Genomic DNA, 12,418 nt, shown 5'->3' with positions numbered 1-12,418 from the left:
TTCACCAACCGCCAACCATCGCCACCGCCGCGCGTACGACCCTCCCCGTCGCGCGGCGGTGGACTTTCTGCAGGTTTTTGGCTTGAAAAGCCGGACGCCATCCAGACCACCCTCCCTTTCCCTGAAATCGCCAGCAAACCGACACAGAATCGCCCTCGCGCCGCGAGTACGCGCATGCTATAGTGAGCGCGTGGCTTCAAACACTGCTGAAACGACAAAAGGGGCCCTTATGATTACCACTGAAGTGGCATTTGCCCGTTCCACGTGGCGCAAGTCCAAGGAGTTCAGCGCCGGCCTGCACGATCTCGCCCAACGCATGCCCATGGAGCTCGTGCGCCTCTACGTGACCGAGGGCGTGCGCACGCCACGGGTGCGCATCGATTACTACGACCGCATCGACGAACTGCGCGCCCTGCGCCGCGAGGCGCTGCTGGCCGAGATGCGCCATGTGGAAGCCCAGGCCGAGTGCTGGCTGGAAGAGCACCCCGACGAGGCGGCCCGCATCGCCGCCGAGCACCGCCGCACCCAGGCCACGCCGGAGATGCTTTTGGGCACCGCCGTCGTCAACGGCGACAGCCCCGCATTCGGCTTCACGCCCGAGACCTACCTGATCGCCCCCAGCCTTCGCGTCTACGAGCTGTTCATGTGGTACGACGAGAACGAACGCTGGACGCGGAATTAGCAGCTGCCGACTTGCGCCCCGCCCCTGCCCTTGCCCCTCTCTGCCCTAGCCTTCGCTCTGAGCCTCTCGCTTTGTAACCGTCCCGAAACCAACGGGACAGTTCCTCCGCGATATGATTATGCGAGTTTACCCTAGAGAAAGGACGCCCATGGGCATCGTAGAAGGAAAGGTGGCCATCGTCACCGGCGGCACACGCGGCATCGGGTTCACTATCGTGCGTGAGTTCTTGAAGAACGGCGCGAAGGTGGCGCTGGCCGGCTCGCGCCAGGAGACCGTGGATGCGGCCTTGGCCAAGCTCGCTGAGGAGGGCTTCACCGACAACGTCATGGGCATCGCGCCCTCGCTGACCGACCCCGATTCCGTAGCGGCGGCTTTCGCCTCAGTGGTCGACCGCTTCGGCCGTTTGGACGTGCTGTGCAACAACGCCGGTGTGAGTTCCCGCACGCCGCTGGTGGACTACACCTTGGAGGAGTTCAACAAAGTCATGTCCATTAACGTGACCGCCGTGTTCGTGTGCACCCAGGCGGCGGCCCGCATCATGATCGAGCAGGGCGAGGGCGGCGCCATCGTGAACACGAGCTCCATGGTGGGCAAGTACGGCCAGCCCTCCGGCTTCGCCTACCCCACGAGCAAGTTCGCCGTGAACGGGCTCACGCTGTCGCTCGCCCGCGAGCTTGCCAAGCACAAGATCCGCGTGAACGCCGTGGCCCCGGGCGTCACCCACACCGACATGGTGGACGCGCTGCCCGACTCGGTCATCAAGCCGCTCATCGAGTCCATCCCGCTCGGCCGCATGGGCGAGCCAGAGGACATCGCCTGTGCCTGTCTGTACCTGGCCAGCGATATGTCCAGCTACGTGTCGGGCGCCGTGCTTCCCGTCGACGGCCTGTCGCGTCCGTAAGCACTTCGCAGAGCCATACAGAACGGCCGCCGTCCTTCAAAGGGCGGCGGCCGTTTTCATGCATCTGCAGTTCCAAGCATCCGCACAAGCAATACAGCGCGTTTTACGCCTCGTGCCTCTTCTCGTAGAAGGCGGCCAGCTCCGGGGCCATCTTCTCCAAGGTGGGCAGGTCCTCGTAGGCCATGTGCCCGTTCTCATGCACCTTGTACTCGATGCGGCTCGTGATGGACTCGGGCAAGAACATCTTCGAGATGGAGTGCTTCACGTTCCAGAACGGCGTGGCCGCGTCGTGGATGCCGCCGAAGAACAGCACGCGGCAGAACGGGTTGCGGCGCAGGGCCGTGCCCATATCGTAGGCGGTGTTCGGGCACACGGGGCTGCCCATGGTGCCGGGCGCCTGGTGCGTCCAGTTCCACTCCTCGTTCACCTTCATGGAAAGCAGCAGGTTGATCGGCGAGCCCTTGAAGCCCGTCTCCTGGACGAGCTTCATCCAGGCGGACTGGTCCGGCGTCATGATGGCGTCGCCGGAGGGATCCTCGCCGGCGAAGAACTCGTTGTCGCCTTGCACATCCATGTAGGCCGGCTCGGTGAAGCGCGTATCGTAGCGGCCGGTGAACAGGCCCTCGTCGGCCATGATGGTCTTGCGGAAGGTGTCCAGCTCGATGCGCAGGTGCTTGCCCTCGATGAACTCGGCCGGAAGCCCGATGAGCTCGCTCATCTCGACGGCCAGCTCGTGCTCCTCTTCTGGGGTGATGGAGTCGCTCGCGATGAGGGCGCGGCCGTACTTCTCATCGACGAACCTCCAGGCGCGGTCGAACCACTCGAACTGGTCGACGCCGGCGCCGGCCTTGCCGAAGTAGTTGGCCGTGGCGGCGTAGACCGGCAGCATGCCCATGTAGTACAGGTCGTTGCCCGAAAGCGTCGGCGCGTAATCGAGAATGGTGGACTGCTCGATGACGCCGGTCAGCGCGATGCCGCGCTCGCCGAGCACGCGCATGAGTACCGAGTTGCGCATGGTGCCGTAGGACTCGCCGTACAGGTACAGAGGCGTGTTCCAACGCTCGTGAGTGGTGAGCCATTGGGCGATGCCGCGCATGAAGGCGTCAGCGTCGCCGTCGACGCCCCAGACCTTCTTCGGGTCGTAGCCCTCGGCCACCTTCGAGTAGCCAGTGCCCATGGCGTCCAGGTACACCAGGTCGGTCGTGGGCAGAAGCGAGTAGGGATTGTCCTCGGGCTTCGTGGGGCAGGGCAGCTGCTTGATGGTATTGATGGGCACGCGACGCGGGCCCAAGCCGCCGATGTTGACCATGGCCGACGAGCCGCCCGGGCCGCCGTTCCAGCAGAAGGTGACGGGGCGATCGGACTTGTCGGCCGCATCGCTTACGTAGGAGAGAGCGAACATGTGCCCGATGAGCGTGCCGTCGTCGGTATGCAACGGCAGCATCTCGGCAGTGGCAGTGTATTTGATGGTCTGCTTGCCGTCAGTCCAGGTCATATCCTTGCTGGCCGGCTCAGGAACGAGCTGCTCTGGTTTGGCGCTCTTCCCGTCGTTCATGGTGACGGTGAAGGAGGGGCTTGTCTCTGCCATAATGGCTCCTTACTCGCGTTGAGGCGCCCGGCCGCAGGGCCGCGCGCACGACTAACAACGCTGAGCCTACACGCATCGCCGATGCAGAAAGGCCACGGTCGCCCCCCTGTCACGAAACGCGGGGGCAGCCGTGGCCGAATCGTGAACTGACCGGACAGTCAGCTCTTTAGGCGGCGTAGTCGGCGGCGTTCTTGCCGGCGATGCGGCCGAAGGTGTAGATATCGGTCATAGAGCAGGATCCCAGACGGTTCGTGCCCATCTTGTGGCCGGCCACCTCGCCGGCGGCATACAGGCCGGCGATAGGCGCGCCCTCCACGGTGAGCACCTCTGCCTCGGGCGTGATGTGCAGGCCTCCCATGGTGTAATGCACGGCGGGCTTGCAGGCCATGAGGTAGTAAGGACCGTCTCCGATGACGTTCATCTCGGCGCTGTAGCCGAAATCCGGATCCTTCCCGTCGGCGCAGTATTGGTTCCACTTCTCGACGGTCTTCTTCAGCTCGGCGGCATCGACGCCTTGGGCCTTCGCCACGTCCTCCAGCGTATCGGCTTTCACGATAACGCCGCGAGCCTCGCTGTTCTCGTACTCGTCGGCATGCTGCTTGAGCAGCCCCGTCTCATCGGCGGCCGCCTGATCGAACAGGAGGAAGGCCACGCCATCGGTCTGGTTCTTGATGCCGTTGGAAATGACGTCGCGGCGGTCGAGCTCTTGCACGAAGCGGTCGCCCTCCCTGTTCACGAGGATGCCATGGTTCTCCAGGCGCACGTCGCCGACGTACAGCAGCGCGCCCGTTTCGGGGTCACACACCGGATAGGTCTGGATATACTCCATATCGATGGTGTCGGCGCCGATCTTCTCGGCCATCACGATACCGTCGCCCTGGGCGGCCACCGAGTCGGTGGAGAGGATCTTGTCGTCCATCTCGGGGTTGTACTTCACGCGCATATCGACGTTGGAGCCGAAGCCTCCCGTCGCCAGCACCACGGCCTTACATTTCACCTCGGACGTATCGCCTGTCACGGGGTTCTCCACTTTCACGCCCACCACGGCGCCCGCATCGTCGGTGACCAGCTCGACGGCCTTGGTGTTGTCGATGAGCACGATGTCGTCCATGCCGTTGACGCGGTTGGTCAGCTTCGTGGTCATCTCCGATCCGGAATGGGTGATGGGGATGATGGAGCGCTTGATGTTGTGGCCGCCGAACTGCATGAGGTCGTGCTTCCAGGAGACGCCGCCCTCGTAGGTGAGCCAGTTGGCCGAGTCGAGCGCGCCGTTGGCGATGATGGCCACCAGCTCCGGATCGCCCTTGTTGTCGCCACCGACGAGCATGTCGGACACGAGGTTCTCGGGGCTGTCCTCTATGCCCTGCGTCACCTGGATCCAGTTGCCGGGCACCGCCATTTCGCCTCCCGAGAGGGCCGTATCGCCGCCGAAGACGCCCATCTTGTCCATAAGCACGACGCTCTTGCCCTCATTGGCCGCCGTAATGGCCGCCGCGAAGCCGGCACCGCCCGCGCCTATGACCACGACGTCCGCCTCTTCCGGGAGCTCAACGTCGCTCACCCAAGCGGCTGGCTCGCGATTCTTCCAATCGTCCGCGCTCTCCCCCATCGCATCCAAGGCGCTGCCCACGGCGGTGAGGAAGGCCATCGAGGTAAGCGTCGCGCCGCTGATGGTGTCTACCGCAAGCGTTTGATTGTCGATGATCGCTTGAGTCATCTTCTCCATGGCCACATCGCCCATCCCCGGCGTCTCACGGGAATCGAGCACGGTGATGCGATCGATGGCGCCGTCTTTGGCCGACACCTCTACCGTGAACTCGCCATGCTTGCCCATACCGGTGCCGATAGCCGTTACCTCGCCATCGGCGTTCTTGTCGTTGCCGGCAGCGGCCTCCCTCTTCTTGGCCGCAGCCTCTTCATGGCTCATGGGCGCACAGCCGGCCAGAGCCAGCGTGCCTCCCAGCGCGGCAAGAGCGCCTCCTGTGAGAAATTGTCGACGAGAACAACCTGACATAATAGCCTCCCTAGGTCGAGCTTCGAACGAGCGTGCTGGTACGTCACCTGCTTCTTGGGAATTTCACCAGTTTGGTACCAAAAACGTATCAACATTGACGGTTTTCGTCGTTTTCGCTCCCTTCGATGGCTCCATCATAGACCCATCACACGAGCTTTCGGCGAAGTACCGCCATCCTCTACCGACCCGTTGCCACCCTGCATCCAAGCGTTGCCGCTTCTCCATCGGCCCGTTACCTGCCCGTAAAAAGGCCTACCGCGCCACGGGCAATCGCCGCGGCGAGAACGCTGCCTGCAGCAAGGCTCTGCTATGCTATGGGCAAGAGAAAACGCGAGAAGGGAAGTTCTATGAAAGTCGTTATCGTAGGAGGCGTGGCCGGCGGCGCCACGGCGGCGGCCCGGCTTCGGCGCCTCGATGAGGCGGCCGAGATCGTCGTATTCGAGCGTTCCGGCTACATCTCGTACGCCAACTGCGGCCTGCCCTATTACATCGGCGGCACCATCGCCGACAAGAGCGCCCTCACCCTGCAGACCCCCGAAAGCTTCCGCGCCCGCTTCAACGTGGACATGCGCGTACGCCACGAAGTGGAGGCCATCGACGCGGCGCGCCATGTGGTGACCGTGCGCAATCTTGAAACCGGAGAGGTGTTCGAAGAGCCCTACGACAAGCTCATTCTCTCGCCTGGCGCCCGCCCCACGCGACCGAAGCTTCCCGGCGTAGGACTCGATCGCCTGTTCACCCTGCGCACCGTGGAGGACACCTTCGCCATGAAGGAGTTCATCGACGCGGAAAGCCCGCGCTCGGCCGTTGTGTGCGGCGGCGGTTTCATCGGCTTGGAAGTGGCCGAGAACCTGCGCGACCTGGGGCTGGACGTGACCATCGTGCAGCGGCCGCGCCACCTCATGAACCCCTTCGACGCCGACATGGCCGCCCTTATCCACCAGGAGATGCGCGCCCACGGGGTGCACCTGGCGCTGGGCCGTTCCGTGGAGGGCTTCGAAGCACGCGAGGACGGCATCGAGGTGCTCTTGGCCGGCGAAGAGCCTCTGCGCGCCGACATGGTGGTGCTCGCCATCGGCGTCACGCCCGATACGGCCCTTGCGGATGCGGCGGGGCTTCAAACGGGCATCAAGGGCAGCATCGTCGTGAACGACCGCATGGAGACCGGCATCGAGGACATCTACGCCGTGGGCGACGCCGTGCAGGTGAGCCACCTCGTCACCGGCGACGACGCGCTCATCTCGCTCGCCGGGCCGGCAAACAAGCAGGGGCGCGTGGCCGCCGACGTCATCTGCGGGCTGAGCAGCCGCTTCGCCGGCGCCCAAGGCACCTCGGTCATCAAGGTGTTCGACCTGACGGCCGCCGCCACCGGGCTCTCCGAGGCCGTCTGCGAGCGCGCCGGCATCGCGCACGACGCCGTGGTGCTCTCCCCCATGAGCCACGCCGGCTACTACCCCGGCGGCAAGGTCATGACGTTGAAGGTGGTGTTCGAGCGCGAGACGTACCGCCTGCTCGGCGCCCAGGCCATCGGCTACGAGGGCGTCGACAAGCGCATCGACGTTCTGGCCACGGCCCTCTTTGCGGGGCTTTCCGCGATCCAACTCAAGGATCTCGACCTCGCCTACGCGCCGCCCTACTCCTCCGCGAAGGATCCGGTGAACATGGCCGGCTTCATGGTGGAGAACCTCGCCTTGGGACTCGTGTCCCAGTACCGCTGGGACGAGGTGGCGAAGCTGCCGCGCGACGGGTCGGCGCAGCTCATCGACATCCGCACGCCCGCCGAGTTCGAGCGCGGCGCCCTCCCCGGCTTCCGCGACATCCCGTTGGACGAGTTGCGCGAGCGCCTGGGCGAGCTGGATCCCGCGCTGCCCGTCCGCCTCGTCTGCCAGAGCGGCCTGCGCAGCTACGTGGCCGCCCGCATGTTGGCGGGCCACGGCTTCGCCGACGTGAGCCATTTGGCCGGGGGCCTGCGCTTCCACGACATCGTGACGGGCGACGCGCGCCTCATCGAACGCGCCGCCCCCTGCGGCGCCGACGCCTGTTAGAAGCGTCCGCAACCTCCCCTACCCCAGCGCCACATCGAGCACCATCATGAGCACGAAGCCGAAGGCGACGCCGATGGTGCCGATGTTGGTGTGGCGGCCCTGCTGGGTCTGGGGGATGAGCTCCTCGGTGACCACGTACATCATGGCGCCGGCGGCGAAGGCCAGCACGTAGGGCAGAAGCGGGGTCACGAGCCCCGTGATGGCCACCATGAGCACGGCGCCCACCGGCTCCACGGCCCCGCACAACGTGCCGGCGAGAAACGCCTTGGGCCGCGACATGCCGTTGGCCGTCAACGGCAGCGACACCACGGCGCCCTCCGGCACGTTCTGGATGGCGATGCCGAGGGAGAGCGCCACCACCGAGGCAAGCGTGATGGTGGGATCCCCCGCCAGAAAGCCCGCCAGCACCACGCCCACGGCCATGCCCTCGGGCAGGTTGTGGATGGCCAGGGCGAACAACATCATCGTGGGCTTCTTCAACGTGGTGACGGGCCCCTCCGGCTCGTCGGAGCCCACGTGCAGATGCGGCGTGAAGTGGTCGATGGCCAAAAGCAGCAGCATGCCGCCGAGAAAGCCCACGGCAGCCGGCGCCCACGCCGGCACGGGCCCTCCCTCGGCCGCCTCCAGCGCCGGCGTGATGAGGCTCCACACGCTGGCGGCGATCATGACGCCGGCCGCGAAGCCCAAAAGCGCCTTGGTGAAGCGCTCGGACATGCCATGGCGCATGAGGAACACGAGCGCCGCCCCCAGGGTGTTCCCCAGAAACGGCACGAGGAGCGCCACGAGCACGCCTGCGACCAGGGGATTTTCCATCGCTGCTTCCTTTCCAACTTTCTCGACGGCTTCTTGACGCCGTCGCGGAACAAGCATAGCGTACCGCCATCGATACAGTGGCATCAGCCTTCATGCGTTGTTGCCCTGTAGAGATAGAGCCCCGCGACCTGCTACACTGGCATCGACGCCGAAAGAGGATCCGCGACATGACGCCAACACGATTCGGGGCCGGCCGACGACAGCCGCAACGAGGAGCGAAGGAGAGACGGTGCGCCAGACCTACTACGTCATAGACAGCCGCCTGTGCTGCCGCTGCGGGGCCTGCCAGAAGGTATGCCCCCACGGGGCCCTTACGACGGCGAGCCCCGTACCCGTCATCGACCAGACGCTCTGCCGCCACTGCGGCATGTGCTTCCGCGCCTGCCGCCTCGGCGCCGTCACGCGCCCCTACGAGCTGTATCAGCTGAAGAAGGGCCGCCGCCTTCCCTAATACGAAAGGGCGTGGGGGATGAACAGGCGCTGGTAGGTGGCGGTGGCGTAGCGATCGGTCATGCCGGCGATGTAGTCGGTGACGGCGCGCAGATCGTCGCCTTCGGAGATGGCGCGGTAGTCCTCGGGCACCTCGTCGATATGCGCGGCGTAGTAGTCGAACAGATCCGCCAACAGGTGCTTCGCCTTCTCCACCTCGGCCATGACCGAAGGCGCCGTGTACACGTTTTCGAACAGAAACGCCCGCAGCTCCATCATGGCGTCCCACACCTCGGGGCTCATGGCGATGTCCCCCGTCTCCGCCGAGGTGCGCACCATGTCGGTGACCAGCGTCTCGATGCGGGCCGAGTGGTTGGCGCCGAGCACCCGATGGGTCGTATCCGGCAGATCGGCCTCGCGCAGAATCCCTGCACGGATGGCGTCGTCGATGTCGTGGTTCACGTACGCAATGCGATCGGCGGTGCCCACGATGCGGCCCTCGCAGGTTTCGGCCTGCAGGTCGCCCGTATGGTTCAAGATGCCGTCGCGCACCTCGAAAGTGAGGTTCAGACCCGCGCCGCCGTTCTCGATGCGCTCCACCACGCGCACCGACTGCTCGTTGTGGCGGTAGAGCGCCGCGGCCTCGGGCGTGCCGGGCGCGAGCCCCTTATGGCGCGCGAGGCACGCGGCCAGCGCCGCCTCGCCGGTATGTCCGAAGGGGGTGTGGCCCAGATCGTGGCCGAGCGAGATGGCCTCGGTCAGATCCTCGTTCAGCCCGAGCGCCCGCGTGATGGTGCGGGCAATCTGCGCCACTTCCAACGTGTGCGTGAGCCGCGTGCGGAAGTGATCGCCCTCGGAAGCGAGGAACACCTGGGTCTTGTGGGAAAGCCGCCGAAACGATTTCGAGTGCAAGATCTTGTCGCGATCGCGCTGGTAGTCGGTGCGCAGCGCGTCAGGCTCGCTGGAGGAGCGGCGCCCCTCGGTGCCGTCGGCGAAGGCGGCCTCCTCGGAGAGCACCTCGTGCTCCCGCTGCTGCTGGTCTTCCCGATACACAACGCGCATACATCCTCCCTTCCACGGATGTTCCCAGTGTAGCAAATTCCAGAAAGCCCGTTCGGCAACAGGCAAGCAACGTTGAGTCAAAAGCTGAACGATGGAAGGCGATCGCGGCGTCGCGCGGGCGTTTCAGGGAGTACCCTTGAGCTATCGACCGTCCGAAGGGGTCGAAGGAGCCGAAGAGAAGAAGCAGCCATGGCGTTTCTCAGGATACATAAACTGACCGAGAAAGACGAGATAGGCTACTTCGCGCCGCGCACGTGGGATTTCTGGCGCGCGCTTATCGTCTGCTTCTGCCTGTGCTGCATCTTGGGGCATTGGCTCGAGATGCCCTACTGCTGGCTTATGGACCGCCTCTTCGGCATTGTGGCCGACGACTACGCCGTATGGACCGACCCGTGGTATCACCCCTACTGGGTCTACGGCTTCGGCGCGGTGTTCATGACGCTGCTCATCGAGCCTTTGAAGGAGCGGCTGATCCTGCACCGCAAAACGCTGTGGGGCGCGTTTCTGGAATCGCTCGTCATTGCTATTCTCGCGGCCATGGTGCTGGAGCTGGTCATGGGCTGGCTCATCAACCAGCCCGATCCCACGACCGGCGAATACCCCTTCTGGGACAACTCCCAACTGCCAGGCAACGTGTTCGGCCAGGCGTGGCTCGTGAACGACTTCTTCATCGGACTGGTGGCCATGATATATGTATGGGTCATCTTCCCGCTCGTCTGCGAGGGCTTCTCGCGGCTCTCCCCCAAGGCGGCCAACGTCGCCTTCGCCCTCATCATCGTCGGCTTCGCCGCCTGCGTGACCGCCTCCTACCTGGAGCTGAAGCTCTGGGAGAAGTACTAGGCAGCAATGCGGCTCGCCCGCCCTCTCGCATTCCGAAGCGCCAATTTTGCGTGCCCGCGCTGCACAGGCACGCCCAAGCAGATACAATAGGGCGATGCAACTGACGCGGGGCACGGACGCAAGGAGGCGTTTATGGAAGCAAGCGGGTGGGCGTACACGGAGGCACTTTCCGAGCTGTACCCGACACGAGCCGACGTGGCGACGGAAATCGCGGAGCTGGAGGGGCGCCTTACGCTACCGCGCTCAACCGAGCTGTTCGCCTCGGACATCCACGGCGAGTACAACGCCTTCTCCCATGTGCTGCGCGGTGGCTCAGGCGCGGTGCGCGCGCTCATCGAGGACGTTTTCGGCAGCACGCTGAACGACGACGAGAAAGCCGCGCTGCTCGCACTCGCCTGCTATCCTGCCGAACATTGCGCTTACGCTTTGGGGCACGTCGAAGACGCCAGCGCATGGCTTGCCGAAGCCGCCGCGCGCCTGTCCAAAGTCGCCCGCCGAGCCGCCGGCACCCGCACCATCGATGAGGTGCGCGCCCTTCTGCCCGACGAGCTGGCCATCGTCGAGGAGCTCGTCGCCGGGCGCAGCACGCCGGCCCGGCGTCCCTATCGCGATGCACTCATCAAAAGCCTCGTCGCCTCCGGCGAGGGCGTGGCCCTCCTGGAGGTGCTGGGCGCTCTCATCCAGCACCTCGTCGTCGACCAGCTCCACCTCATCGGCGACGTGTACGACCGCGGGCCGGCGCCCCAGCTCATCATGGACGAGCTTCTTTCCTACCCCAACGTCGATGTGCAGTGGGGCAACCACGACATCCTGTGGATGGGCGCCGCCGCCGGCAGCCCCGGCAGCGTGGCCAACGTCGTGCGCATCTGCGCCCGCTACGGCAACCTATCCATTCTGGAGGACGCCTACGGCATCAACCTGCGCCCCTTGGCCACCTTCGCCGCCGACGCCTACGCGAACGATCCTTGCGCCGCCTTCGCCCTGAAGGGCAACCCCGGGCTTTCCGAGGCCGAGACACGCCTCACCGAGAAGATCCAGAAGGCCATGGCTGTCATCCAGTTCAAGGTAGAGGCAGCGCTCATTGCCGAGAACCCCTCGTTCGGCCTGGACGACCGCAACCTTTTGCACCTGATCGACCGCGAGCACGGGACGGTCGTGGTAGACGGCATCGAATACGAGCTTCTTGACACGACCTTCCCCACGGTCGACTGGGACGACCCCTACCGCCTCACCGAAGACGAGGCCGCCGTCATCGAGCAGCTGTGCGCCGCATTCACCGGCAGCGAGCGCCTGCAGCGCCACATGCGCTTCTTCCTGGATCGGGGCAGCCTGTACAAGATCGAGAACGGCAACCTCATGCTGCACGCCTGCGTGCCCCTGGCCGACGACGGATCGCTTCTGGAAGTGACCCTGTTCGGCAAGACCTACCGGGGTCGCGCCCTCTACGACATGGTGGACGCCTCGGTGCGCGCGGCGTTCTCGGCCACCGACGAGGCCGAGCGCAAGCGCGGGCTCGACATGCTGTGGTACCTATGGCTCGGCCCCGGCTCGCCCCTGTTCGCCAAGAGCAAGATGGCGACCTTCGAGCTGTACCTCATCGCCGACAAAGCGGCCCGCAAAGAGGTGAAGAACCCGTTCTACTCGCTGCTCGATGACGAGGCGGTCGTCGACGGCATCTTCCGCGACTTCGGCATGGATCCGGCCACCTCGCGCATCATCTGCGGGCACGTGCCGGTGAAGGTGAAGGACGGCGAGGACCCCGTGAAGGCGGACGGACGGGTGCTCTGCATCGATGGCGGCTTCTCGGCGGCCTACCAGAAGACGACGGGGCTGGCGGGCTTCACGCTCGTTTCGAACGCCGAGGGGCTGTTCCTCGATGCCAACGAGCCGCTCATCTCCCGCGACGCCGCCGTGGAGGGTACCGCCGACATCCATGCCGAGCGCCGCGTGCTTGCCGCCTACGACATGCCCCGCACGGTGGCCGACACCGACGAGGGAGCGCGCCTGCGCGAACGCATCGCGCTTTTGCGCACCTTGCTCTAGC

10 protein-coding genes are annotated in these 12,418 nt (G+C 65.2%); 6 read left to right on the top strand and 4 right to left on the bottom strand.

The features are described 5' to 3' along the window. Positions 1 to 229: 229 nt before the first annotated feature. Positions 230 to 682, top strand: coding sequence for a hypothetical protein (locus ACYVRU_RS06230; protein ID WP_022740562.1), 453 nt, complete (start codon positions 230 to 232; stop codon positions 680 to 682). A gap of 148 nt (positions 683 to 830) precedes the next feature. Beyond that, positions 831 to 1,583, top strand: a complete 753-nt coding sequence (locus ACYVRU_RS06225; protein WP_461185869.1) for an SDR family NAD(P)-dependent oxidoreductase — start codon at positions 831 to 833, stop codon at positions 1,581 to 1,583. A 103-nt stretch (positions 1,584 to 1,686) separates the two neighbouring features. Here the strand turns inward: ACYVRU_RS06225 and ACYVRU_RS06220 are convergent, their stop codons facing one another. Beyond that, positions 1,687 to 3,171: a S10 family peptidase gene (locus tag ACYVRU_RS06220; protein WP_461185868.1), complete on the bottom strand. Its 1,485-nt coding sequence runs from the start codon at positions 3,169 to 3,171 to the stop codon at positions 1,687 to 1,689. A 166-nt stretch (positions 3,172 to 3,337) separates the two neighbouring features. After that, positions 3,338 to 5,185 (bottom strand): flavocytochrome c, encoded by a 1,848-nt coding sequence (locus ACYVRU_RS06215; RefSeq protein WP_461185867.1) that lies wholly within the window; start codon positions 5,183 to 5,185, stop codon positions 3,338 to 3,340. A 347-nt stretch (positions 5,186 to 5,532) separates the two neighbouring features. Between ACYVRU_RS06215 and ACYVRU_RS06210 the strand changes: the two genes are divergently transcribed. Continuing rightward, on the top strand, positions 5,533 to 7,230 hold the full coding sequence (locus tag ACYVRU_RS06210) for an FAD-dependent oxidoreductase (protein WP_461185866.1): 1,698 nt from the start codon (positions 5,533 to 5,535) through the stop codon (positions 7,228 to 7,230). Between the two features lie 18 nt (positions 7,231 to 7,248). Here ACYVRU_RS06210 and ACYVRU_RS06205 read toward each other — a convergent pair whose 3' ends face one another. Further along, positions 7,249 to 8,043, bottom strand: coding sequence for a ZIP family metal transporter (locus ACYVRU_RS06205; RefSeq protein WP_461185865.1), 795 nt, complete (start codon positions 8,041 to 8,043; stop codon positions 7,249 to 7,251). Positions 8,044 to 8,272: 229 nt separating this feature from the next. Here ACYVRU_RS06205 and ACYVRU_RS06200 point away from each other — a divergent pair, with 229 nt between their 5' ends. Further along, the gene (locus ACYVRU_RS06200; RefSeq protein WP_302808162.1) at positions 8,273 to 8,494 is read left to right on the top strand and encodes a 4Fe-4S binding protein; all 222 of its coding nucleotides are present in this window, start codon (positions 8,273 to 8,275) and stop codon (positions 8,492 to 8,494) included. Here ACYVRU_RS06200 and ACYVRU_RS06195 read toward each other — a convergent pair. Continuing rightward, the gene (locus ACYVRU_RS06195; RefSeq protein WP_288219393.1) at positions 8,491 to 9,534 is read right to left on the bottom strand and encodes a deoxyguanosinetriphosphate triphosphohydrolase; all 1,044 of its coding nucleotides are present in this window, start codon (positions 9,532 to 9,534) and stop codon (positions 8,491 to 8,493) included. The genes ACYVRU_RS06200 and ACYVRU_RS06195 overlap by 4 nt on opposite strands. Before the next feature lie 189 nt (positions 9,535 to 9,723). Between ACYVRU_RS06195 and ACYVRU_RS06190 the strand changes: the two genes are divergently transcribed. Together ACYVRU_RS06190 and ACYVRU_RS06185 are read left to right on the top strand one after the other, a co-directional pair. Continuing rightward, positions 9,724 to 10,374, top strand: a complete 651-nt coding sequence (locus ACYVRU_RS06190) for a putative ABC transporter permease (RefSeq protein ID WP_114539363.1) — start codon at positions 9,724 to 9,726, stop codon at positions 10,372 to 10,374. 132 nt (positions 10,375 to 10,506) lie between these two features. After that, the gene (locus tag ACYVRU_RS06185) at positions 10,507 to 12,417 is read left to right on the top strand and encodes a fructose-1,6-bisphosphatase (RefSeq protein ID WP_461185864.1); all 1,911 of its coding nucleotides are present in this window, start codon (positions 10,507 to 10,509) and stop codon (positions 12,415 to 12,417) included. Position 12,418 lies beyond the last annotated feature (1 nt).

Source organism: Adlercreutzia sp. CNCM I-6216 (assembly GCF_977113345.1).
This window is presented reverse-complemented; position numbering and strand designations above follow the sequence as displayed.

Excerpts from the sequence above, each read along its gene's own strand:
- ACYVRU_RS06230 (WP_022740562.1), top strand. The coding sequence starts at position 230 with ATGATTACCACTGAAGTGGCATTTGCCCGTTCCACGTGGCGCAAGTCC.
- ACYVRU_RS06225 (WP_461185869.1), top strand. The coding sequence starts at position 831 with ATGGGCATCGTAGAAGGAAAGGTGGCCATCGTCACCGGCGGCACACGC.
- ACYVRU_RS06220 (WP_461185868.1), bottom strand. The coding sequence starts at position 3,171 with ATGGCAGAGACAAGCCCCTCCTTCACCGTCACCATGAACGACGGGAAG.
- ACYVRU_RS06215 (WP_461185867.1), bottom strand. The coding sequence starts at position 5,185 with ATGTCAGGTTGTTCTCGTCGACAATTTCTCACAGGAGGCGCTCTTGCC.
- ACYVRU_RS06210 (WP_461185866.1), top strand. The coding sequence starts at position 5,533 with ATGAAAGTCGTTATCGTAGGAGGCGTGGCCGGCGGCGCCACGGCGGCG.
- ACYVRU_RS06205 (WP_461185865.1), bottom strand. The coding sequence starts at position 8,043 with ATGGAAAATCCCCTGGTCGCAGGCGTGCTCGTGGCGCTCCTCGTGCCG.
- ACYVRU_RS06195 (WP_288219393.1), bottom strand. The coding sequence starts at position 9,534 with ATGCGCGTTGTGTATCGGGAAGACCAGCAGCAGCGGGAGCACGAGGTG.
- ACYVRU_RS06190 (WP_114539363.1), top strand. The coding sequence starts at position 9,724 with ATGGCGTTTCTCAGGATACATAAACTGACCGAGAAAGACGAGATAGGC.
- ACYVRU_RS06185 (WP_461185864.1), top strand. The coding sequence starts at position 10,507 with ATGGAAGCAAGCGGGTGGGCGTACACGGAGGCACTTTCCGAGCTGTAC.